Annotated in this window: 17 protein-coding genes; 7 read left to right on the top strand and 10 right to left on the bottom strand. The window is 70.6% G+C overall.

Features of this window, described 5'->3' with window-relative positions:
- Window positions 1-153 precede the first annotated feature (153 nt).
- Window positions 154-2421, bottom strand: coding sequence for an excinuclease ABC subunit UvrB (gene uvrB / locus AC1RRS_RS18815; protein WP_492856428.1), 2268 nt, complete (start codon window positions 2419-2421; stop codon window positions 154-156).
- A gap of 93 nt (window positions 2422-2514) precedes the next feature.
- A complete protein-coding gene (locus tag AC1RRS_RS18810; protein ID WP_492856427.1) occupies window positions 2515-4038 on the bottom strand; it encodes a hypothetical protein in 1524 nt (507 codons plus the stop codon).
- A 154-nt stretch (window positions 4039-4192) separates the two neighbouring features.
- On the opposite strand from AC1RRS_RS18810, the gene AC1RRS_RS18805 reads away from it, so the two are divergent.
- Complete coding sequence (locus AC1RRS_RS18805) at window positions 4193-7120, top strand: DUF2135 domain-containing protein (protein WP_492856426.1); 2928 nt, start codon at window positions 4193-4195, stop codon at window positions 7118-7120.
- A 177-nt stretch (window positions 7121-7297) separates the two neighbouring features.
- On the opposite strand, the gene AC1RRS_RS18800 is transcribed toward AC1RRS_RS18805, so the two are convergent.
- The 3 genes from AC1RRS_RS18800 to AC1RRS_RS18790 form a co-directional block, all read right to left on the bottom strand.
- Window positions 7298-8200 carry a hypothetical protein gene (locus tag AC1RRS_RS18800; protein WP_492856425.1) on the bottom strand — a complete coding sequence of 301 codons (903 nt, stop codon included), beginning with the start codon at window positions 8198-8200 and terminating at the stop codon, window positions 7298-7300.
- Window positions 8201-8272: 72 nt separating this feature from the next.
- Window positions 8273-8686 carry a DUF1810 domain-containing protein gene (locus AC1RRS_RS18795; RefSeq protein WP_492856424.1) on the bottom strand — a complete coding sequence of 138 codons (414 nt, stop codon included), beginning with the start codon at window positions 8684-8686 and terminating at the stop codon, window positions 8273-8275.
- A 47-nt stretch (window positions 8687-8733) separates the two neighbouring features.
- A complete protein-coding gene (locus AC1RRS_RS18790; protein ID WP_492856423.1) occupies window positions 8734-10251 on the bottom strand; it encodes a hypothetical protein in 1518 nt (505 codons plus the stop codon).
- Window positions 10252-10466: 215 nt separating this feature from the next.
- Here AC1RRS_RS18790 and AC1RRS_RS18785 point away from each other — a divergent pair, with 215 nt between their 5' ends.
- The 3 genes from AC1RRS_RS18785 to AC1RRS_RS18775 all read left to right on the top strand — a co-directional run bounded on the left by AC1RRS_RS18785 (window position 10467) and on the right by AC1RRS_RS18775 (window position 13798).
- Window positions 10467-10796, top strand: coding sequence for a PadR family transcriptional regulator (locus tag AC1RRS_RS18785; protein WP_110118688.1), 330 nt, complete (start codon window positions 10467-10469; stop codon window positions 10794-10796).
- An 11-nt stretch (window positions 10797-10807) separates the two neighbouring features.
- Window positions 10808-11779, top strand: a complete 972-nt coding sequence (locus tag AC1RRS_RS18780) for an HAAS signaling domain-containing protein (RefSeq protein WP_492856422.1) — start codon at window positions 10808-10810, stop codon at window positions 11777-11779.
- 186 nt (window positions 11780-11965) lie between these two features.
- A complete protein-coding gene (locus AC1RRS_RS18775; RefSeq protein WP_492856421.1) occupies window positions 11966-13798 on the top strand; it encodes a DUF885 domain-containing protein in 1833 nt (610 codons plus the stop codon).
- A 235-nt stretch (window positions 13799-14033) separates the two neighbouring features.
- Here AC1RRS_RS18775 and AC1RRS_RS18770 read toward each other — a convergent pair whose 3' ends face one another.
- The 5 genes from AC1RRS_RS18770 to AC1RRS_RS18750 all read right to left on the bottom strand — a co-directional run bounded on the left by AC1RRS_RS18770 (window position 14034) and on the right by AC1RRS_RS18750 (window position 18379).
- Complete coding sequence (locus AC1RRS_RS18770) at window positions 14034-14858, bottom strand: oxidoreductase (RefSeq protein WP_492856420.1); 825 nt, start codon at window positions 14856-14858, stop codon at window positions 14034-14036.
- A gap of 24 nt (window positions 14859-14882) precedes the next feature.
- Complete coding sequence (locus AC1RRS_RS18765; RefSeq protein ID WP_492856419.1) at window positions 14883-15659, bottom strand: alpha/beta fold hydrolase; 777 nt, start codon at window positions 15657-15659, stop codon at window positions 14883-14885.
- A gap of 32 nt (window positions 15660-15691) precedes the next feature.
- Window positions 15692-16768, bottom strand: a complete 1077-nt coding sequence (locus tag AC1RRS_RS18760; RefSeq protein ID WP_492856418.1) for a hypothetical protein — start codon at window positions 16766-16768, stop codon at window positions 15692-15694.
- Window positions 16769-16794: 26 nt separating this feature from the next.
- A complete protein-coding gene (locus AC1RRS_RS18755; RefSeq protein ID WP_492856417.1) occupies window positions 16795-17826 on the bottom strand; it encodes an alpha/beta fold hydrolase in 1032 nt (343 codons plus the stop codon).
- A gap of 133 nt (window positions 17827-17959) precedes the next feature.
- A complete protein-coding gene (locus AC1RRS_RS18750; protein ID WP_492856416.1) occupies window positions 17960-18379 on the bottom strand; it encodes an organic hydroperoxide resistance protein in 420 nt (139 codons plus the stop codon).
- Window positions 18380-18522: 143 nt separating this feature from the next.
- Between AC1RRS_RS18750 and AC1RRS_RS18745 the strand changes: the two genes are divergently transcribed.
- The 3 genes from AC1RRS_RS18745 (at window position 18523) to AC1RRS_RS18735 (ending at window position 21314) form a co-directional block, all read left to right on the top strand.
- The gene (locus tag AC1RRS_RS18745; protein ID WP_492856415.1) at window positions 18523-18990 is read left to right on the top strand and encodes a MarR family winged helix-turn-helix transcriptional regulator; all 468 of its coding nucleotides are present in this window, start codon (window positions 18523-18525) and stop codon (window positions 18988-18990) included.
- Window positions 18991-19165: 175 nt separating this feature from the next.
- Window positions 19166-19711 (top strand): DUF1697 domain-containing protein, encoded by a 546-nt coding sequence (locus AC1RRS_RS18740; protein WP_487291865.1) that lies wholly within the window; start codon window positions 19166-19168, stop codon window positions 19709-19711.
- A 151-nt stretch (window positions 19712-19862) separates the two neighbouring features.
- Complete coding sequence (locus AC1RRS_RS18735; protein ID WP_492856414.1) at window positions 19863-21314, top strand: serine hydrolase domain-containing protein; 1452 nt, start codon at window positions 19863-19865, stop codon at window positions 21312-21314.
- Window positions 21315-21904: the final 590 nt, after the last annotated feature.

Genomic DNA, 21904 nt, shown 5'->3' with positions numbered 1-21904 from the left:
GTCTGCGTCATTCCGGTTGCGCGGAATGGTAGCTGGATACGCTTGTGTACCTCTACCATCGCCGCTGCCAAGGTCTGCCTTGCTGTCTGGGTCTATCCATCGATCTGGGCAAACGGGTTCCTTTTCGAGTTGGCCTGATGCTCTGGCCTCCCCCTACCGCCGCCCCTTCCTGAACGCCTCTGCCTGCTCCGCCCGGTGTTCCGCCCGCACCCGCTTGGGCGCTGACTTGTCCACGGTCTCGCCGGCCCCGGTCAGGATCTCGTTGGCGAATTCCAGGTCGAGCAGCTTCATGCGCTTGATCTCGTCGCGCAGGCGGGCGGCCGTCTCGAACTCCAGGTTGGCGGCGGCTTCGCGCATCTTGGCTTCGAGGTCGCGCAGGGCGGACTTGAAGTTGTCGCCGCTGAAGGGCTTTTCGGCGCCGGAGGCGTCGCTGACGCCCATGGGCACCAGGACGCGGTCGCCGCGCTCGTAGGGGCTGGCGAGGATGTCCTTGATGTCGCGCTTGACGCTCTCGGGCGTGATGCCGTGCTCGATATTGTAGGCGTTCTGCTTGTCGCGGCGGCGGGAGGTCTCGGCCATGGCCCGCTCCATGCTGCCGGTGATCCGGTCGGCGTAGAGGATGACCTTGCCGTCGACGTTGCGGGCGGCGCGGCCGATGGTCTGCACCAGGGAGGTCTCCGAGCGCAGGAAGCCTTCCTTGTCGGCGTCGAGGATGGCGACCAGGCCGCATTCGGGGATGTCGAGGCCCTCGCGCAGCAGGTTGATGCCCACCAGCACGTCGAAATTGCCCAGGCGCAGGTCGCGGATGATCTCGATGCGCTCGAGGGTGTCGACGTCGCTGTGCATGTAGCGGACGCGGATGCCCTGCTCGTTGAGATATTCGGTCAGGTCCTCGGCCATCTTCTTGGTCAGGACGGTGACCAGGGTGCGGTAGCCCTTCTGGATGGTCTGGCGGATCTCGTCGACGACGTCGTCGACCTGGGAGGCGCCGTCCTTGGAGACCGGGCGCACCTCGACCGGCGGGTCGATCAGGCCGGTGGGGCGGATGACCTGCTCGGCGAAGACGCCGCCGGCCCGCTCCAGCTCCCAGTTGGCGGGGGTGGCCGAGACGTGCACCGACTGCGGGCGCATGGCGTCCCACTCCTCGAACTTGAGGGGGCGGTTATCGAGGGCCGAGGGCAGGCGGAAGCCGAACTCGGCCAGGGTCCATTTGCGGTTGCGGTCGCCCTTGTACATGGCGCCGATCTGCGGAACCGTCTGGTGGCTCTCGTCGGTGAACAGCAGGGCGTTGTCGGGGATGTATTCGAAGAAGGTCGGCGGCGGCTCGCCGGGCTGGCGGCCCGACAGGTAGCGGCTGTAGTTCTCGATGCCGGCGCAGGAGCCGGTGGTCTCGATCATCTCCAGGTCGAAGGTGGTGCGCTGCTCCAGGCGCTGGGCCTCCAGAAGCTTGCCGTTGGCGGTCAGCCACTCCAGGCGCTCCTTCAGCTCCTTGCGGATCTCGATGATCGCCTGGCGCAGGGTGGGGCGCGGGGTGACGTGGTGGCTGTTGGCGTAGACCTTGATGGTCTCCAGCTCGGCGGTCTTCCTGCCGGTCAGGGTGTCGAATTCCGACAGGGCCTCGACCTCGTCGCCGAACAGGGTGACGCGCCAGGCGCGGTCCTCGTAGTGGGCGGGGAAGATCTCGATGGTGTCGCCGCGGCGGCGGAAGGTCCCGCGCTCGAAGGCGGCGTCGTTGCGCTTGTACTGCTGGGCCACCAGGTCGGCCATCAGCTGCTTCTCGTCGACCCGGTCGCCCACCGTCAGGGTGAAGGTCATGGCGGTGTAGGTCTCGACCGAGCCGATGCCGTAGATGCACGACACCGAGGCCACGACGATGACGTCGTCGCGCTCGAGGATCGCCCGCGTGGCCGAGTGGCGCATGCGGTCGATCTGCTCGTTGATGGAGCTGTCCTTCTCGATATAGGTGTCGGTGCGCGGGACGTAGGCTTCGGGCTGGTAGTAGTCGTAGTAGCTGACGAAGTACTCGACCGCGTTCTCCGGGAAGAAGGCCTTCATCTCGCTGTAGAGCTGGGCCGCCAGGGTCTTGTTGGGGGCCAGGATCAGCGCCGGGCGCTGGGTGGCCTCGATGACCTTGGCCATGGTGAAGGTCTTGCCCGAGCCGGTGACGCCGAGCAGCACCTGGTCCTGGTCGTTGTTCTCGATGCCCTCGACCAGCTCCCTGATGGCGGTCGGCTGGTCGCCGGCCGGCTCGTAGGACGACACCAGCTTGAAGGTCTTGCCGCCTTCCGACTTCTCCGGCCGCGCCGGGCGGTGGGGCGTCCACAGCATCGGCATGCCTTCCGCCCCCATGGCCTCGAGGGAGGCGTCGAGCACGAAGGGCGTCGAGGCGTCGGAGACGCCGGGGTTCTGGCTGCTGGGCATGGCCCAAATCTAGGGGCGCGGAGGCCTCAAGGCCAGGGGTCCTGCTGACAGGCCCTGTCAGCAGGCTGGCGGCAGGTGGCGGGAGGGCGCGCTCTACAGCCCGCCCTCGTAGGGGCCGGCCAGGGGCAGGACCAGGGCCCGGCCGTACTTGCGCAGGGCGGCCTGCACGTCGGGACGGGCCAGCAGGGCGGCGCGGCGGGCGGTCAGGTCCTGCTGCGCGGGGGTGACCACCGGCGGCAGGCGGCCGTTGCGAAAGGCGTTGAGGGCCTCGCGGCGCATGCCCGGATCGTCCAGGCGCTCGATCATCAGGGCGGCGGCCTCGTCCTGGCGGTCCAGGCACACGAGGGCGATGGACAGGGCCTGGGCGCCGTGGCGGCGGTCCTTGCGCAGGGCGGGCAGCTCGCGCTCGGCGGCGGCCTTGTCGCCCAGGTGGGCGAGGGCGCAGGCGCGCAGCGCGCGGTGCCACTGCAGGCCGATGACGCGGGCGTCGACGAGGTCGGCGTCGGCCAGCACCTTCAGCGCCTGGGCGTCGCGGCCGGCGTCGAGCAGCATGCCGGCCCGCGCCAGGTGCTGACTGATCCGGTCCTCGCCGATCGCGGCGGCCATCTGGGCGTCGGCCGCGTCGGCCTGGCCCAGGTCGGCGAGGACCTCGGCGTAGCTGCTCAGCAGCCAGGGGCGCTGGTCGTCGAGATCGTCGAAGCGCTCGCCGCGGGCCAGGCGGGCGGCGTAGTCGGCGCCGAGGACGCGCGCCTCCTCCCAGCGGCCGAGCGTGCGCAGCGCGTCGATGCGGTCGGAGACGCGGTCGAGGCGGCCGGGTTCGCGGCGGGACTGCTCCTCGCTGCGAGCCAGCTGGGCCTCGACCAGCTTGATCCAGTCGAAGCGGCCGGCGGCCTGCATGTCGGGCCAGAGCGGGGCGAAGCGCAGGTCCTGGGCGACGGCGGCCAGGACGGCGACGTCGGTGGCGCGGTCGAGCACGGCGGCGGCGCGGGTCATGTCGCCGGCGTCGGCGGCCAGTTCGGCGCGCTTCAGGGCCCAGGCGTTGTCGACAAGGTGGTGGCCGTCCTCGGTGGGCCATTCCAGACCGCGCAGCAGGTCGAGCGCGCGGGCCTGGCCGGCGGGGTCGGTCTTCAGGTCGGACAGGGTCTGATTGAAGGTGTCGGGCGGGAAGGCGGCGAGGCGCGTCGGGTCGAGGGCGGCGATCCGCTCCATGGCGCGCAGCTGGCCGGGGCCGTCCTCGTGGTCGGCGGCGTCGACCATCAGCACGATGTTGGCCTGGACGACGAACGGCGGGGCGGCGTCGTCGCGGTCGAGGAGGCGGGCGGCGGCGACTGCCCGGGCGTCGTACTCGCGGCAGACCAGGACGTCGAACAGCAGCGCGTCGCGGCGCGGGGCGTCGAGCTTGGCGAAGTCCTTGCGGGCGACCAGGGCGTCGATCTGGTCGGCCAGGGCGGCGGGGCAGCCGGCGTCGTCCGGCAGGGCGGTGATCCGGGCCAGGAGCGCGTCGGCGTCGGCGACCAGGCTGGCCGACGAGGTCTTCGCCGCCGAGGCGGGCGAAGCCGCCGCCAGCGCCATGGCGACGCCCGCGGCCAGGGCGGCCAGGTCGAGTTTCCGGATCATGCGAAGCCCCCGCGTTACTGACGGCTCAGAAATCACGGCGCCGTTCGCGCCGCAACGCCGGGGACAACATTCTGGCGTGCGAGCTTGGCTTTTCGCCCTTGGCGAGCGTCGCGATATCTGATTACAAATGTAGTATTAAGCTTGGGAGCCGGTCATGCGCCGCGTCTGGATCGCCGTTTTCGCCGTCGCCCTGGTCAGTGGAGCGGTTTGCGGAGGCGCCGCCCAAGCCGCCAATCCCGTGCTGACCGCGAAGATCTACAACGGCGGCGATCCGGACGCGCCGGCCAGGGTCCTGAAGCTGTCGCGGCTGAAGGTGGAGGTGGTGCTGGTCGGCGGCCTGGCCAGGACCACGGTCGAGGCGCGGTTCGACAATCCGACCAAGCAGGCGCTGGAAGGCGACTTCACCCTGGCCCTGCCGGCCGGGGCCGTGGTCGACGGCTACGCCCTCGACGTCGGCGGGCGGATGGTCGACGGGGTGCTGACCGGCAAGCGCCAGGCCAGGGAGGTCTACGAGAACCGCGTGCGGGCCGGGATCGACCCGGGCCTGGCCGAGGTGACCGACGACGGAGCGTTCCACACGCGGGTGTTTCCGGTGCTGCCGGGGTCTGGGCGGACCGTCCGCCTGTCCTATGTGGCGCCGCTGGCCGCCGACGGGTCGTTCAGCCTGCCGCTGGCCTCGGACCAGCCGGTGGGCGAGGCGGCGGTGAAGGTGACGATCGCCGGGGCGGCCGAGCGCCCGGCCGTGACCGCGCCGGCGGGCCTGGCCCTGGCCTGGAGCGACGGCCCCGAGGGCGCGACCGCCGTGGGCGCGGCCAAGGGCGTGAGCCTGGACGGCGCCCTGGCCGTGGGCGCGTGGCGCGCGGCCTCGCCGCTGGAACTGAGCCGCCATGCGAGCGGCGAGCGCTTCTTCGAGCTGCGGCTGCCCTATGACGCCAGGGCCGCGACGGTGCGGAGCCTGCGGATCTACTGGGACCGCTCGCGCTCGCGCCGCGACGACGACCTGGCCGGCGAGATCGCGCTGCTGGCCCGCTATGTCGACGCCGCGCGGCCGGCCAGCGTCGAACTGGTGACCTTCGCCAGCGACGGGGCCAGAGCGACGCGGCTTTCGGCGCCGACGGGCGAGGCCCTGGCCGCGGCGCTGCGCGGCGTCAGCTACGGCGGGGCGACCACGCTGGAGGGAGTGTTCGCGGCGGGGCGGGAGTCGGCCGACACCTGCGTCTTCGTGTCGGACGGCCGCATGACCCTGGGCGCGTGGACGGCCATGCCGCCGCCCTGCCGGACCTTCGCCCTGTCGAGCGCCAGGGACGCCGACCGCAATTTCCTGGGCGTGCTGGCGACGCGTGGCGGCGGCCAGCATGTGGACCTGACGGCGGTGAACGCCGAGGCGGCCCTGGCGCGGCTGACCAGCGCCGGGGCGCCGGCCTTCACCCTGGCCACGGCCGACGGCCAGGCGGTGGAGAGCCGGCTGATCGCCGGTCCGGCCGGCCGCTGGCAGATCGTCGGCAAGACGCCGGCCGGGGACCTGGTCTTCACCGGCGCCGACGGGACGCGGCGGACCTTGCCGCTGGCCGGCCTGCCGGTGCGGACCTTCGATGGGGCCGGCGCGCTGTGGGGGCGCGAGGCGATCGCCGACCTGCTGGCCGCCGACCGGCCCGACCGCGACGAGGCCCTGGCCTTGGCGCGGCGCTACAACGTGGCCAGCGGCGAGGCCAGCTTCGTGGTGCTGGAGAACGCCCAGGACTATGTCGACGCCGGGGTCGCGCCGCCCGCCTCGGCCGGCGAGGCGATCATCGCGGCCTGGCGCCAGGGCATGGCCGACAAGAAGCAGGGCGACACCCTGGCCGCCGCCAACCGCCTGGACGACATGGTCAAGGCCTGGGCCGCGCAGAAGACCTGGTGGGCGAGCAAGCCGAGCGGCAAGCCGAAGCGGCCGCCCGGCCGAGGTCCGGGCGTCCAGGCTCGGCCGGCCATGGCGCCGCCGCCGGACGTGACGCCGCCGCCGCCGCTGCCGATCCCCGCGGTCATGGAGGCCCGGGCGCCGGCCGCGAACGCCGATGCGGACTCGGTCGCCGAAAGCATCGTGGTCGCCGGGACGCGGGCGTCGGGGCCGACCATCGCCATCGAGGCGGCCGAATGGAATCCCGACCGGCCCTATCTGAAGGCGCTGGCGGCGGCCAAGACGCCGGAGGCCTGGGCCGAGCGCTTCGCGGCGCTGGAGAAGACCGACGGCGACGCGCCGGCCTTCTATTTCGACGTCGCCGAGCAGGCGTTCCGCGCCGGCCGCCGCGAGCAGGCGATCGCCGTGGCGGTCAACGCCGTGGACCTGCCGTCGTCGGGCATGAAGACCCTGGCCATTCTGGCCGACCGGCTGGCGCGCTACGGCGACCTCGACCGGGCGATCTGGCTGCAGGAGCGGATCCTGTTCCTGGAACCCGACCGGCCGCAGCCTCGGCGCGACCTGGCCCTGGCCCTGATCGCGCGGGGCGAGGCCCGAAAGGGCGCGGCGCGCGAGGCCGACTGGCGGCGGGCGCTGGACCTGCTGAACGCGGTGATCGTCAAGCCGTGGAACGGCGCCTATGACGGGATCGAGATGGCGGCGCTGATGGAGGCCAACGTCCTGGTCGCCCGCATGGCGGCCCAGGGCATGAAGCAGGAGGTGCTGGATCCGCGCCTGACGGCCCTGCTCGACGTCGACATCCGCGTGGTGTTGGAGTGGAACACCGACCACAGCGACATGGACCTGTGGGTGGACGAGCCGACCGGTGAACGGGCGATCTACAACAATCCGGCCACGGCCATCGGCGGGCGGCTGTCGAACGACATGACCGCCGGCTATGGCCCCGAGGAATACCTGCTGCGCCGGGCGCCGGCGGGCCAGTACGTGGTGCGGGCCAATGTCTTCGCCCCCGACCGGCTGGACCCCAACGGACCGACCGTGGTGCGGGTGCGACTGTTCCGCCACTGGGGCCGGCCCGACCAGGCCGAGGAGCGGTTCGAGATCGAGCTGAAGGCTGGCCAGAACGGCGAGGCGCGGCTGGGCAGCTTCCAGGTGGGGCCGGTTGCGGGAAGGAAGAAGAAGTAGGGGGCGAGAGGGAGGTCGCCCGACGCCCGCTCTTAGATCCGTGTTCCCCGCGAAGGCGGGGATCCAAGCTGACTTTCAGGATAAGGCGCAGTCGTTGAAAGACCCGCCGGCTCGGCTTGGATCCCCGCCTTCGCGGGGATGCTCGGTGAAAAATTACTCAGGAAGTTTGCCGAAGCCTCAGCCGCAGCTCTCGCGCGGACGGTCCGAGCGGATGACGCAGAGGATCTTGTTCCCCCGGGTGTCGCCGTAGCGGGCGCGGACCTTGCCGGAGAACTGGTCCCACTTGGCGCGGGTGTCCTGGGCGGCGACCCGCATGGCCTTGTCGTAGCCGCCGCGGCTCGTGCCGGCGGTGTCCTTGTTCAGGTAGTCGTGCTTGACCCGGCCGCGGCAGCTGGCCCACTCGGGAAAGCCGTAGCAGCCGGTGATCAGGCCGGCCGGGACCTGGGCGGGCAGGCTGGGGCCGAGCCAGTCGGCGGGGCCGTTGTTGTTGAGGCCCGGCGGGTTCTCGACGGTGGGCTTGGGACGCGGGGCGTCGACCCAGTTGCTGTGCGAGTAGAAGTCCTGCGAGGCGTGCAGGGCCAGGCCGAGATATTCCAGGGTCCGGCACTTGGGCGAGCCCTTCTCGCCGTCGAACGGGCAGTCCGAGCCGGTGGTGGTGTCGCCGTAGGAGAGGTCGGGGCGAACCAGGTCGCCCGCGCGGAGCAGGGCCTGGTCGAGGTTGCTGTACATCAGGCTGCGACAGGCGCGCAGGGCGGCGTTGGCCTGGGACAGGTTCTGGGCGTAGCCGGGCCTGTCGAACCAGTCGCCGTCGTCGCAGTGGGCCTGGGAGACGCTGATCAGGCCGCGGCCGGGACGGTCGGGGGCGCCGACGGCGCCGAAGGTTCCGTTCTTGCCGGCCAGCAGGTCGAGGGTGGCGGAGCCGAAGCCGGCGCCGCCCAGGCCCGTGCGGGTGATGCGCTCGTGCTCGGCGTTCTGGCCGAGGCTGCGGATCGTGCCGAAGGCCAGGGCTTGTGGCGCGAGGGCGAGCGTCGCGACGGCGAATCCGGCGACGACGAGACGCGCGGGTGTGAGTCTGTGCATGGCCAAGGCCCCCTGGTTGAACAATCAGGAGTCACAAATGCACGGATTCGCCCTATGCGGGTGTGGCGAATGTCACAGGCGCGCCAGGGTGGCCAAATCGTCCTGGCCGCCGAAGTACTTGTCGAGGGCGGCGCGGAAGCGGGCTTCGCCAGGCGCGGCGGCGGCGAACAGGGTCAGGCTGGAGCGCAGCTTGAGGTCGTCGGGCGAGCCGAACACGGCGTGGGCGTCGTTTCCGGGCAGGGCGAGGATGGCGTCGACGACCTCGGCCAGCCGCGCGCCCAGCACCGGATGGGCGAGATAGGCGCGGGCCTCGTCGAGGCCCGCGACCGCATAGAACTGGGCCGTCGAACTGCGGCCCAGGCCCTCGACCTGCGGGAAGACGAACCACATCCAGTGGCTGCGCTTGGCGCCGGCGCGCAGCTCGGCCAGGGCGGCGGCGTAGGTGCTCGCCTGGGCGTCGACGAAGCGCTGGAGGTCGTGGGCCATGGCGAGAGTTTGGGCCGGGGAGGGGCGTTTGTCTCGCGCGGAGCCGGTCAGCCGCCGTATTCGCCGGCCAGGTCGACGGAGAGCGCGCGGCCGACCTTGTCGAGGGCCGCCTTGACCTCGGTGCGGGTCTTCAGGGCGCTCTGGCGGCGCAGGTAGGCCGGCCGGGTCGGCTCGGCGGCCTTGGCGGCGGGCGACTTCTGGCCGTGGCGGAACCAGGCGAGCGCGTCGCCCCGCAAGGCCGGGTCCTGCAGCCAGCGGACGAGAGCGGCGGCCGCCTCGTCGTCGCGTTCGAGGCAGGCCAGGCCTTCGACCGTCGCGCCGGGAGCGTCGCGCCAGTTCGATCGCAGCCTGGGCAGTTCGGCCTCGGCTTCCGGCCGCCGGTCGAGCATGGCCAGGGCGCACAGCTTGTTGCTGGCGACGACCATGCGGCCGTAGGCCGTGCCGTAGTCCGGAGGAACCTGCTCGATCGCCTCCAGGGCCTGGGCCGGATGTCCGAGGGTCAGCTGCAGGGCGGCGCGGTTGACGTTCTGGCTGATCTTGTCCTGCCCCTGGGCGCCTTCGGCCAGGGCTTGGTCGGCGGGCGAGCGCTCGCCCAGGTCGCTGAGGATGTTGGCGTAGGCGTAGAGCACCCAGGCCTTCTGTTCGGCCTGATCGTCGAAGGCGTCCTTGCGCTGCATGCGGGCGACGTAGTCGGCCCCGACGGCGCGGGCCTCGTCATAGCGCTGGAGATTGTGCAGGGCCTGGATGCGCTGGACGACCAGCTCCAGGCGGCGCGGTTCGCGGCGGATGCGTTCGTCGATCCCGGCCAGGCGGGCGGTCTCCAGGGCGCGCCAGTCGAAGCGGCCGGCGGCGGCCATGTCCGGCCACAGGGGCTCGAAGCGGCGGTCCTGGTAGACGGCCATCAGGGTCGGCAGTTCGGTGGCCCGGGACAGGACGGCGGCGGCGCGGGTCATGTCGCCCGCGTCGGCGGCGAAGGTCGCCTCGCGCAGGGCCCAGCGGTTGTCGACGGCCTGGTGGGCGTCCTCGGTGGTCCAGGGCGCGCGGCGCAGGACCGAGACGAAGGCGCCGGCGGCGGCCGGATCGTCGGTCAGCCCGGTCAGAGACCAGTCGAACAGTTGGACCGGCGCCCCGGTGAGCAGCTCCGGGCCGGTCTCGAGCACGATCTGCACATTGGCCGCCATGTCGGCGGGCGCGCCGCGGCGGCTGGCGTCGATCACCAGGGCCAGGGCCGCCTGAGCGCGGACCTCCGGGCGAACCGCTACCCCGAGCAGGCGTCGCGCCGTCGCGATGACGGCGGGGCCGTCCTTGGCCTTTTGCTGGCAGCCGAGCTCGGCGAACAGCAGGGTCTCGCGACGGTCGGCCGCGAGGCGATCGAAGTCGGGATCGTTGGTCACGGTTTGCAGGCGTTGGGCGAGGTCGCCCTCGCAGGCGCGGAGCCGGGCGCCTTGCAGTTCGGCGAGGAGCGGCTCGCTGCGCGCCCGCAGGGCCGCTTCGTCGGCCCGGGCGGCGGATCCCACAGACAGTCCCGCGGCCAAGGCCGCCCCCAGGATCGAAATGCGTCTCATCGAAAGCCCCCAACTCAAGCGGGACCTTAAGACCACGACGCCCTTCGCGCCGCAACGCCGGGCGCCGGCGGTCGGGGCCGTGATCGCTCCTCTCCTCGCACATTACGAAAGATTCAGCGAACGGCGGTTGCGTGCAAAGTTACTGTGTGACACACAGTGTGTATCGCACACTATGTGTTGCACACCATGCGGCGCACACCAAGACAGGAAGGCCCATGCCGACCGATACCGACATCTTCGAATCCCTGCGCCAGGAGCTGCGTCGCGGGACGCTGATCCTGGCCGTGCTGGCCCAGCTGAAGGTCGAGCGCTACGGCTACAGCCTGCGCCAGGCCCTTTCGGAAGTGGGACTGGAGATCGACGAAGGCGCGCTCTACCCGATGCTGCGCCGGCTCGAGGGCCAGGGCCTGCTGACCTCCGAATGGCGCGAGGAGGAGAAGCGCAAGAAGCGCTTCTACCGCCTGTCGCCCGAGGGCGAAGCCGTACTGACCCGCCTGGCCGCCGAGTGGCGCGCCATCAACGACACCCTGCAAAACCTGATCTGAGGGGATCCCACATGGACCTGCTCGACCGCTATCTCGGCGCCGTGGGCGCCCTGCTGCCCAAGGCGCAGCGCGAGGACATCGTCGCCGAACTGCGCGACGTGCTGCTCAACCGCATCGAGGAAAAGGAGGAGGCCAAGGGCGCTCCCCTGACCGACAAGGAGCGCGAGGCGGTGCTCAAGGACTTCGGCCATCCGCTGGCCGTGGCCGGCCGCTATGGCCCGCAGCAGAGCCTGATCGGCCCGACGCTCTATCCGTTCTACGTCTTCGCCCTGAAGCTGGCGGTGGCCCTGGCGGCGATCGTCACCGTCGTGCCGGCGGTGGTGGTCGCCCTGCTGGGCCGGGGCGAGGCGCTGGACGTGACGCTGGACGCGCTGACCCACGACTTCCCGCGCTCGGCCCTGATGCTGGCCGGGCTGGTGACCCTGGTCGCGGCCGGCATCGAACGCGGCTGGGTGCCGCTGACCGGCCTGACCGACTGGAACGTGCGCGACCTGCCGCAGCTGACCCGCAAGAAGGGGATGTTCGAGGCGCGCTTCGAGGCCCTGTTCGAGGTGGTCGCCACGGCGCTGTTCATCCTGTGGTGGACGGGGCTGTGGCGGGTGGACCTGACCGGGGCCGTGACCCTGAAAGGCGCGATCGCCCTGACGCCGTCGCCGGTGTGGGCCACCCTCTACTGGCCGATCCTGGTCTGGGCGGGCTTGAGCCTGGTCGCCTCGCTGATCGCCCTGGTCAGGCCGGGCCTGGTGCGGGCGCGGGCGGTGTTCGACCTGCTGACGGCCATCGGCGGCATGGTCCTGACCACCCTGCTGTGGAAGTCTCTGCCGCTGTTCACCCTGACGCCGGTGACCGCGACGGCCAAGGACGTGGGCCAGCTGCAGCACATGGTCGACACCGGCTTCCACATCGGCATGTTCGTGGCCGGGATCATCTTCGCCTGCCAGATCGGCGCGGCCCTGTGGCGCCTCTACAGGGGCGCTCGCTGATTGGGCCGGCATGGGGACGGATCTTCCAGTGCTTTGATGACACGGAATTAATCCGTCCCCGGTTGCCCCGCCTGACGCGGACATTTACGCCTTCGCCCCAGCTGTTTCGGGCGCGGCATGATCGCGCCCGGACGTAAGGATCGAGCCCGCCCTTGGGGGAGGGGCTCCAGGGAAGGGGACTCTCTCTTGCAAAACCGCCGCGAACTTCTGCTGTCGACCGTGGCCGCCGGCCTCGCCGCCGCCGCCGCGCCCTCGCTGGGCTTCGCCCAGCCGGCGTCCAACGCCGGTGAAGCCGCCAAGCTGAACGCCTTCTTCGACGACGCCATGGCCAAGCTGCTGCGCCAGGCGCCGGAACTGGCCACCGGCCTTGGCCTCGACAGCGGCGACCTGGCCTGGACCAAGGGCCTGCTGAGCGACCGCTCGTTCGAGGCGATCGCCGCGGGCGTGACCCAGACCAGCGCCCAGCTGGCCCAGCTGCGCTCGATCGACCGCAAGGCCCTGACCGGCATGGACGCGGTCAACTACGACACCGTCGAGTTCACCCTGGCGGTGCAGGACGAGGGCAATCGCAAGTTCAGCTACGCCGGCGGCGGTTCGGGCGCGCCCTACATCCTCAGCCAGCTGACCGGCGCCTACCAGTCGATGCCCGACTTCCTCGACACCCAGCACAGCATCGAGACCAAGGCCGACGCCGACGCCTACCTGCAGCGCATGGAAGGCTTCGCCCGGCTGATGGATCAGGAGACCCTGATCGCCAAGAAGGACTACGCCGACGGCGTGATCCCGCCGGACTTCGTCATCGACAAGGCCCTGGTGCAGATGAAGGCCTTCGCCGACACGCCCACGGCCGACGCGCCGTTGGTCAAGTCGGTGGCCCGCCGCACCAAGGAAAAGAAGATCGACGGCGACTGGGCCGGCGAGGCTTCGAAGGTCTATGAGAACTCGGTGCTGCCGGCCCTGAAGCGCCAGATCGCCCTGCTGGAGAGCGTGCGCCCGAAGGCCACCCACGACGCCGGCGTGTGGCGCCTGAAGGACGGCGGCGACTACTACGCCGTGTCGCTGAAGAACTACACGACCGCGACCATGAGCCCCGACGACATCCACCAGCTGGGCCTGGACCTGGTGAAGTCGATCTCGGTCGAGGCCGACAAGCTGTTCAAGTCGATCGGCATGTCCAAGGGCACGGTGGGCGAGCGGATGGCCGAGCTGGGCAAGGACATCTACGAGAACACCGACGCGGCCAAGGAACAGCTGATCGCCGACTTGAACGTCAAGGCCAAGTGGATCGAGAAGCAGCTGCCGGCCTATTTCGGCGCGCTGCCCAAGGCTGAACTCGAGATCCGCCGCGTGCCCAAGGCCATCGAGGCCGGCGCGCCGGGCGGCTACTACAACTCGCCCTCGCTGGATGGGAAGCGCCCGGGGATCTACTGGATCAACCTGCGCGACACCAAGGAGCAGGCCAAGTACACCCTGACCACCCTGACGGTGCACGAAGGCGTCCCGGGCCACCACCTGCAGCTGTCGCTGTCGAACGAGGCGCAGGGCCTGCCGATGATCCGCAAGGTGATCGGCTTCTCGGGCTACGCCGAGGGCTGGGCGCTCTATTCCGAGCAGCTGGCCGTCGAGATGGGCATCTACAAGGGCGACCCGCGCGGCCACATCGGCATGCTGCACGACGCCCTGTTCCGCGCCGTCCGCCTCGTGGTCGACAGCGGCATGCACTACAAGAAGTGGAGCCGCGAACAGGCCGTGAAGTACATGTCCGAGACCATGGGCGACGAGGAAAGCGGCACGATCACCGAGATCGAACGCTACGTCGTGTGGCCGGGCCAGGCCTGCTCGTACATGCTGGGCAAGATCACCTGGCTGCGGGCCCGCGAGCGCGCCAAGAAGGAACTGGGCAAGAAGTTCGACATCAAGAAGTTCCACGACGCGGGCCTGCTGTCGGGCATGACCCCGCTGACCGTGCTGGACCGCGTGGTCGACGACTATATCGCCGCGACCAAGGCCGGGAAGTAAGGCTCGGGCTTCTTCGGAAGGTTCGAGGAGGGGGAGCGCCTGTGAGGGCGCTCCCCTTTTTCGTTGGGGGGGGCGCCTGGTTCGCACCCCCACCCGTAAAATCCCCGCGAAGGCGGGGACCCAAGCTGACGTTCCGGATGTGGCGCGGCCGTGGACGACCCGCTGACTCGGCTTGGGTCCCCGCCTTCGCGGGGATGCTCGGCTTCAAAATTGGGCCAAGCGGACGAATGCCGACCTAGAAATCCGTAGACGCGCTCAAGGCCGCCCACCGTTCCAGCTCGGCCGCGCGCCGGGCGCTGGCGGCGCGGATGGCGGCGAGGGCGTCGGAGCCGAGGGGCAGGCGCAGGGGCGGCTCGTCCATCGCGGCCAACTGCAGGATGGCCTGGGCGGCGCGGTTCGGATCGCCGGGCTGGCGGCCGTGATACTGGGCCTGCATCCGCGCGGCGGCGCCGACGACGGCGTCGTACTCGGCCCGGCCGGCGGCCAGGGTGGTCGAGGAGCCGGCGAAGTCGGTGCGGAAGCCGCCCGGCTCGACGATCGTCACCTTCACCCCGACCTGGGCCATCTCCTGGGCCAGCACCTCGGAAAAGCCCTCGATCGCCCACTTGGCGGCCGAATAGGCCGCGCGGCCGGGGGCGCCCAGGCGTCCGCCCACCGACGACAGCTGGATGAAGCGGCCAAGGCCCTGCTCGCGCAGCAGGGGGATCGCGGCCTTGGTGACGTTGATCGCGCCGAACAGGTTGGCGTCGATCTGCCTGCGGAAGTCGTCGAGCGAGGTGTCCTCCACCGAGCCGATGTCGCCGTAGCCGGCGTTGTTGACCACGACGTCGAGGCCGCCGAACTCGCGCGTCGCCAGGGCGACGGCGCGATCGGCCGCCGCGGGGTCGGTGACGTCGAGGACGGCCAGGCGCACGGCGTCGCCGTACTGCTCGGCGAGGTCGGCCAGGGCGGCCGGGTCGCGGGCGGTGGCGACGACGCGCTGGCCGGCCTCGAGCGCGGCCTGGGCCAGGGCCCGGCCAAGACCGCGCGAGCCGCCGGTGATCAGCCATCTGCGGGACATGGCGGTTCTCCTTTCAGGCCGGGATCAGCGGGCCGCGGTCTCGATCAGGGCCGAGACGGCGTGCGGGTGCGAGATCATCACCACGTGCGAGGCGCCGGGCACGGTGACGACCTGGCGGGCGTGGGCGCGCTTCGCCATCCAGGCCATGGCGGCCGGCGGGATGTTGCGGTCGGCCTCGCCATAGACCCACCAGGAGGGGATGGTCTTCCAGGCCGTGGCCACGGCCTTCTCGGCGCCGGCGGCGTCGGTCAGGGGGCGCTGGGCGATCGCCATCAGCCGGGCCTTGGCCAGCGGCACGTCGGCGGCGAACTGGGCCGGGAACTTGTCCTGTTGGATATAGAGGTCGTGGGCGCCGCCGGGCAGATCGACCGGCTTGTCGAGCGCCTCGCCCAGCGTGCCGCCCGGGAACTTGCCGGCCAGGTCGAAGGTGCTTTCGCCGACCTCGGGCGCGAAGGCGGCGACATAGACGAGACCCTTGACGTTGGGCGCGCCGTCGGCGGCGGCCGAGATCACCGTGCCGCCGTAGGAGTGGCCGACCAGCACCACCGGGCCGGGGATGGAATTGATCACCGTGCGCACGGCGGCGGCGTCGGAGGCCGCGCCGCGCAGCGGGTTGGCGGCGGCGACCACGTGGTAGCCGTCGCGGGTCAGGTCGGCGACCACGCCGTCCCAGCTGCTGGAGTCGGCGAAGGCGCCGTGCACCAGCACGATGGTCGGTTTGGCGGCGGGCGGGGCGGCCTGGGCGCCGGCGACGCCGGTGAGGCTGAAAGCCAGGGCGAAGGCGAGGGCGGTCTTGGACATGGGAGGTCTCCTGGAGGCGTGGGGAAGGGCGGTCAGCCGAAGGTGAAGACGTAGGCGCGGGCGCCGGGGTCGAGGAACTCGATCTGGAAGGTGCGGTCGGTGATGGAGCCGGCCTGGCGGATCAGCTGGTGCATGCGGGGGCGGTCGACCACGCCGGCGCCGTCGGCGGCGACGTCCCAGCCGTGATCCTGGCCGGGCGCGGCGCCGTCGAGCGTGACGCGGAACCGCACGGGCCGATCCGATGGGGCCAGCACCATGTGCAGGTCGCGGGCGTGGAAGCGGTGGACGAGGCCGGCGCTCGGCGCGGCGGAGGCGGCGAACTCGCGGCCCGCGACCCACTCGCCGGTCAGGCCCCAGCCGTTCAGCGGCAGGCGGTCGGGGGCGCGGTAGAGGTGGCCGCGGTCGGGGCGCAGGCCGCCCGGCGAGACGCAGGCCTGGGCCTGGCCATAGCCGACATAGCTTTCGCCCGAGCCGAGGTCGTTCCAGTCGGCGGCCGCCTCGGGACCGCGCCCGACGGCCGATGTCGGGCCGGTGGGAACGGCCGGGCCGGGGATCTGCGCCAGCAACTCCTGGATCCGGCGGTCGCAGGCGTCGTAGCCGCCCTCGCCATCGACATGGCCCCGGGCGCGGCCGTCGGCGCCGATGAAGTGGAACGACGGCCAGGCGTTGTTGCCAAAGGCGCTCCAGATCCGCCGCTCGCTGTCGAGCACGACCGGGAAGTCGACGCCCAGATCCGTCAGGGCCTGGCGCACATTGGCGGTCTCGCCCTCGAACACGAACTCGGGAGTGTGGACGCCGACGATCGCCAGGCGCTCGCCATAGCGCGCCCGCCAGGCGCGCAGATAGGGCAGGGCGCGCAGGCTGTTGATGCAGGAATAGGTCCAGAAGCAGACCACGACGACCTTGCCGTTCAGGGACGCGGCGTCGAGCGGCGGGCTGTTGAGCCAGGGTCCCGACAGGCGCAGGGCGTTCAGCGCCGGCGAGGGCTCCAGCGCCCGGGCCAGGGCCTGGCGGGCCGGCGGCAGGGCCAGCACGCCGCCCAGCGACAGGGCGCCGAGGCCTGCGGCCTTCAGCCAGGCGCGGCGCGACAGCGGGTTCGGATCGGCCATGGCGATGGCTCCTTCTCCGGTAAGCGTCAGGCCCAGCGGGCGACGTCGAGGACGGCCTTGGCGAAGGCCTGGGGCGCTTCCTGCGGCAGGTTGTGACCGACGCCGCCGCCGACCAGGCGGTGCTCGTAGCGGCCCTTGAACTTGCCGGCGTAGGCGGCGGGGGCGGGGTGGGGCGCGGCGTTGGCGTCGCCCTCCATCGTGATGGTCGGGACGGTGATGACGGGGGCCTGGGCGAGTTTCGCCTCCATCGCGTCGAAGCGGGCTTCTCCCTGGGCCAAACCCAGCCGCCAGCGGTAGTTGTGGATCGTGATGGCCACGTGGTCGGGATTGGCCAGCGAGGCGGCCGAGCGGGCGAAGGTGGCGTCGTCGAAGGCCCACTTCGGCGAGGCGGTCTTCCAGATCAGCTTGGCGAAGGCGTCGGTGTTCTGGGCGTAGCCCTTCGCGCCGCGCTCGGTGGCGAAATAGAACTGGTACCACCAGGAGAGCTCGGCCTGCGGCGGCAGCGGAGCGGCGTTGGCCTGCTGGCTGCCGATCAGGTAGCCGCTGACGCTGACCAGGGCTTGGCAGCGCTCGGGCCACAGGGCCGCGACGATGTCGGCGGTGCGCGCGCCCCAGTCGAAGCCGGCGATCACGGCTTTCGGGATGTTCAGCGCGTCCATCAGGGCGATGACGTCGGCCGCCAGGGCGGCCTGCTGGCCGTTGCGGGGCGTCGCCTCGGAGCGGAAGCGGGTGGTCCCGTAGCCGCGCAGGTGCGGGACGATCACTCGCTTGCCGGCCGCGGCCAGGATCGGGGCGACTTCGGCGAAGGCGTGGATGTCGTAGGGCCAGCCGTGCAGCAGGATCACCGGGGCGCCGTCGACGGGTCCCTGCTCGGCATAGCCGACCACGAGGTCGCCGGCCTCGACCTGGCGCAGGGTCCAGCCCGGCTGGGCGGGGGCGGCGCGGGCGGAGGAGGCGGCCAGGGCGGTGAGGGCGGCGGCTCCGCCCAGGACGGCGGCGGCCTGGAACAGGCGGCGACGGCGAAGATCGATGGCGGGCGAGGCGGACGACGCGGTCATGGGGTGGCTCTCCGGTTGGGCGGCGAGAGTGGCGCGGACGGGCGGACGGGGATTGGCGGCGGCGATCGTGATTTGGACCGGCTGGAAGCGGCGAGGCGGGCCGACAGGGAAGGGGATCGGCCCGCCGGCCGGGTCAGATCAGGTTCAGCTCGACGTCGATATTGCCGCGCACGGCCTTGGAATAGGGGCAGGTCTGGTGGGCGGCCTCGACCAGGACGCGGGCCGTCTCCGGCGCCAGGCCCGGCAGGCTGACATTGAGGCGGGCGCGCAGCACGAAGCCTTCGCCGGCCTTGGCCAGGTCGACCTCGGCGTCGATCGCCACGTCGGCGGGCAGGGCGACGCCCTGGGCGTGGGCGGCCAGGCCCAGCGCGCCGATGAAGCAGGCCGACCAGCCGGCGGCGAACAGCTGCTCGGGATTGGTCCCGGGACCGGCGCTTCCAGGGCGCGACAGGCGCACGTCGAGCTTGCCGTCGGTGCTGCGGGCCGCGCCGTCGCGGCCGCCGGTGACGTGGGTGGCGCCGGTGTAGAGGACGGCGTCGATCGGGGTGGTCATGGCGTTTTTCCTTTTCAATCGGATCCGATTTAATCGGTATCGATCTCATAAATCGGAGTTCGAGCGCGTGTCAACCTTCCGATTTAATCGGATCCGATTTATATTCGCGGCGTCCGACCCGATCCCGCTTCGCAAAGGCCGCCATGACGACCCCAGAGACGCCTCCCGCCGCCGAGAAGAAGGCCCCGCGCCTCGCCGATTTCCTGTGCTTCGCGGTCTATTCGGCCAACCTGGCCTATGGCCGGGCCTACAAGCCGATCCTCGACGAACTGGGCGTGACCTACACCCAGTGGATCATCATCGTGGCGCTGTGGGAGGAGGACGGCCAGAGCGTCAAGAGCCTGGGCGACAAGCTGTTCCTGGAGTCCAACACCCTGACCCCGATCCTCAAGAAGCTGGAGAGCCTGGGCTATCTGACCCGCCGCCGCGATCCCGCCGACGAGCGGCAGGTGATCGTCAGTCTGACGGAGGCGGGGCGCGCCCTGCGCGAAAAGGGCGGCCAGAAGACCCTGGTCAAGGCCACGGGCCTGGCGCCGGAGGAGTTCGCGCAGGTGCAGAAGACGGTGACGAAGGTGCGCGACAACCTGATCAAGCACGCCAACGACGGGTGAGGGGGCCGCCCATCCACGGCTAGGGTCTTCGCCAAGGGCGCCGGACCTTGCGTTGCGTCTGTCATTTCATGGCGAAAGGTCCGCCGGACCCGGCGCGCGAAGCGCCGGCCTCAAATCCCCCGCGACGGCGGCCCGCCCAGGGCTTAAACAGCCGCCTCGTTCGAAAGGCCCGACCATGTCCCTCCACATCGCCCTGCTGCGCGGCGTCAACGCCGCCGGTGGTCGTCTGATCACCGCCGACGAGCTGACCGGCCTGCTGACCGATCTCGGCCACACCGAAGTCCGCATGGGCCCCAAGGTCGGCGACCTGGTGTTCGAGAGCGGCGAGCGCACCGGCGCGGAACTTCAGACCCAGATCGAAACCGAGCTGATGGCGCGCCTGGGCCTGCGCACCGATGTCTATGTCCGAACCGCCGAGGCCTGGCGGGCCCTGGTCGCGGCCAACCCGTTCCCGGACTTCGCGGCGGCCGATCCGGGCTGGCTGATGACTCTGTTCTGCAAGGACACCCCCGACAAGAAGGCCATGGGCGCCCTGCGCGCGGCGATCCGCGGGACCGAGCAGGCGCGGGCCGAAAGCCGCCAGATCTATGCGATCTATCCCGACGGCGTCGGCGGCTCGAAACTGACCACCAGCCTGGTCGAGAAGACCCTCGGCACGCGGATCACGGGGCGGACGTGGACGGCGGTGCTGGCGCTCGCCGACATGCTCGAGCCGATCTAGTCCTCACTGCCTTTCCTGTCGCCATCGCCCCGCCCCTCTTCAACCGCGCCGGCTTCGCCGGGGCTATTTGGGAAACCGCATCGTAAATTTTCGTACGTGCGCGCCTCCAAACACCGCTGCCGAAGCCTCTAACCTGCGGGAGGCTTCCATCATGTCCATCGTCGCGCTCTTCACCATCGCCCTGCTGGCCACGAGTCCGGAGGCCAAGGATATCGACGCCTTCGTTCGCAAGGCGATGGATCGGGTCGAGGTAGTGCCCGGCCTCTCCGTAACGGTGGTCAAGGGACCCGACGTTGTCATGACGGCGGGCTACGGCGTGGCGGACCTAAGCACGGGCAAGGCCGTCGACGCCGACACGGGCTTCTACATCGCCTCGGCGACCAAGGCCTTCACCGCGCTGTCGATCGCCGCCATGGCCGAGCGCAGGGAGCTCGCTCTCGACGCGCCGCTCAAAACCTGGATCGGAAGGAGCTCGCTACCGGCCGACATCGCATCCTCGACCAGCCTCAACGATTTGCTGAGCCATCGCTCGGGCCTGGAGAACGAGCCGATCGCTTTCCGGGCAGCCTATTCAGGTGTGCACACGACCAGGCTTATGAGCGCTCTGCTGGCGGACACGCGCCGGAGCCAGCCATACGGAACGTTCCGCTACACCAACACCGGCTACAACTTGGCCACCACGCTGATCGAGGACCGCTTCGGCCGGGGCTGGCGCGCGATGGTGGACGAGGAGGTCCTGGCCCCGGCCGGGATGACCCACACCACGGCCCGGATCGACGAGGCGCGGCGCAAGATGCGGGTCGCGGTCGGCCACACGCCAGGGCCCGATGGGCGCATGGCCCCAAGCCCGCTGCAGAAAAGCAACGCCACCATGCAGTCGGCCGGCGGCCTGGTCTCGACGGCTCACGACATGGCGCGCTGGTTGGAAATCCAGTTGAACGACGGCGTCGTGGACGGGCGCCGGGTGTTCCCAGCCGGCCTCGTCGCCGCCACCCACCAGTCGCTGGTCACCCAGCAGACCACGTTCGGCCCCTATGTCCGCGACGGCTACGGCTTGGGCTGGCAGATCGGCCGCTATGGCGATGCGGCGCTGATCCATCACTTCGGCAATTTCGCCGGATCGCGAGCCCACGTCTCGTTCATGCCCGCGCGCGGGCTGGGCGTGGCGGTGATTGCCAACGAGGACGCCGTGGCCGGCGAACTGGTCGATCTCGTGGCCGACTACGTCTATGACCGCTTCGCGGTCCGCCCGGACCTCGAGGCCCACTACGACGCCGAACTGGCGGCGCTGGTCGCACGCCGCGACAAGCGGTTGAAGGGTCTGGCGGCCAGCCGGGCCGAGCGCGCCGCGCGGCCGTGGCCGCTGCGAGCGCCGACCCCGACCTATGTCGGCGCCTATGAGAACCCGGCCATGGGGCGCATCGACGTCGTCGAGCAAGACGGCCGCATGGTTGTGAAGGCCGGCGCGATGGCCTCGCCGGCCGAGGCGGCCGCCGATCCGGAAAGCGTCCGGGTCGAGCTGATCCCGCTCACCGGGCAGATCGTGCGCTTCGAGGCGCCCGGTAAGCTGGTCTACGACGGCCAGACCTACGTTCGGCGGTAGCGTTGCGACCCGGTACCTGCGGCCTTTGCACGCAGCAGACCGCGAGCAAGTCCAATGCCCTCTTTCCACCCTTAGCAGCCATTAAGCGCGCTTAGCTGCGAAGCGGAGTCGAAGTGAATTTTCTCAAGTTCGTTGGCTGAAAATGCGATCCAAGGCTGGGGGCGACAGGACGCACAGTTGCTCTACGATCCCATCCTTCCGACTTTCGGTTAGCTCTTCATTTGGATCGAGCAAGTCACGAAGGTGGCCGTTGAGCCTGTGGATTGCCTCATTGCCTTCGACAAGCCGCGATTTCCCGTCTGGCTGGTCATAGTAGTAACGGCTCCGGATTGTCAGCTCGGTGATGCCACGAGCGAGCTGTAGCAACAGCGTCGGGCGGGGAACCTCAAACAGCTTCGTCCTAAGAATGCTCATTTCGGCAATCTCGCAGAGTCAGCTTCTGCTCACCACCCATTGCGGCCGGTTAGAACAGCTCTTGAAAGGTCGTGCGCGCCTCCCGCTCACCAATGACGTGGGCTTCGCGCTCGTTCTCTTCCCACCATGAGCCGCACATTTGGCATCGGCGTAGATGTGCGTGCATGGGCACGCTC

It is taken from the genome of Caulobacter sp. GW821-FHT12A07 (genome assembly GCF_058807655.1).
This window is presented reverse-complemented; position numbering and strand designations above follow the sequence as displayed.

Coding starts and splice junctions, on each gene's coding strand:
- uvrB (WP_492856428.1), bottom strand. CDS start 2,421: ATGCCCAGCAGCCAGAACCCCGGCGTCTCCGACGCCTCGACGCCCTTC.
- AC1RRS_RS18810 (WP_492856427.1), bottom strand. CDS start 4,038: ATGATCCGGAAACTCGACCTGGCCGCCCTGGCCGCGGGCGTCGCCATG.
- AC1RRS_RS18805 (WP_492856426.1), top strand. CDS start 4,193: ATGCGCCGCGTCTGGATCGCCGTTTTCGCCGTCGCCCTGGTCAGTGGA.
- AC1RRS_RS18800 (WP_492856425.1), bottom strand. CDS start 8,200: ATGCACAGACTCACACCCGCGCGTCTCGTCGTCGCCGGATTCGCCGTC.
- AC1RRS_RS18795 (WP_492856424.1), bottom strand. CDS start 8,686: ATGGCCCACGACCTCCAGCGCTTCGTCGACGCCCAGGCGAGCACCTAC.
- AC1RRS_RS18790 (WP_492856423.1), bottom strand. CDS start 10,251: ATGAGACGCATTTCGATCCTGGGGGCGGCCTTGGCCGCGGGACTGTCT.
- AC1RRS_RS18785 (WP_110118688.1), top strand. CDS start 10,467: ATGCCGACCGATACCGACATCTTCGAATCCCTGCGCCAGGAGCTGCGT.
- AC1RRS_RS18780 (WP_492856422.1), top strand. CDS start 10,808: ATGGACCTGCTCGACCGCTATCTCGGCGCCGTGGGCGCCCTGCTGCCC.
- AC1RRS_RS18770 (WP_492856420.1), bottom strand. CDS start 14,858: ATGTCCCGCAGATGGCTGATCACCGGCGGCTCGCGCGGTCTTGGCCGG.
- AC1RRS_RS18765 (WP_492856419.1), bottom strand. CDS start 15,659: ATGTCCAAGACCGCCCTCGCCTTCGCCCTGGCTTTCAGCCTCACCGGC.
- AC1RRS_RS18760 (WP_492856418.1), bottom strand. CDS start 16,768: ATGGCCGATCCGAACCCGCTGTCGCGCCGCGCCTGGCTGAAGGCCGCA.
- AC1RRS_RS18755 (WP_492856417.1), bottom strand. CDS start 17,826: ATGACCGCGTCGTCCGCCTCGCCCGCCATCGATCTTCGCCGTCGCCGC.
- AC1RRS_RS18750 (WP_492856416.1), bottom strand. CDS start 18,379: ATGACCACCCCGATCGACGCCGTCCTCTACACCGGCGCCACCCACGTC.
- AC1RRS_RS18745 (WP_492856415.1), top strand. CDS start 18,523: ATGACGACCCCAGAGACGCCTCCCGCCGCCGAGAAGAAGGCCCCGCGC.
- AC1RRS_RS18740 (WP_487291865.1), top strand. CDS start 19,166: ATGTCCCTCCACATCGCCCTGCTGCGCGGCGTCAACGCCGCCGGTGGT.
- AC1RRS_RS18735 (WP_492856414.1), top strand. CDS start 19,863: ATGTCCATCGTCGCGCTCTTCACCATCGCCCTGCTGGCCACGAGTCCG.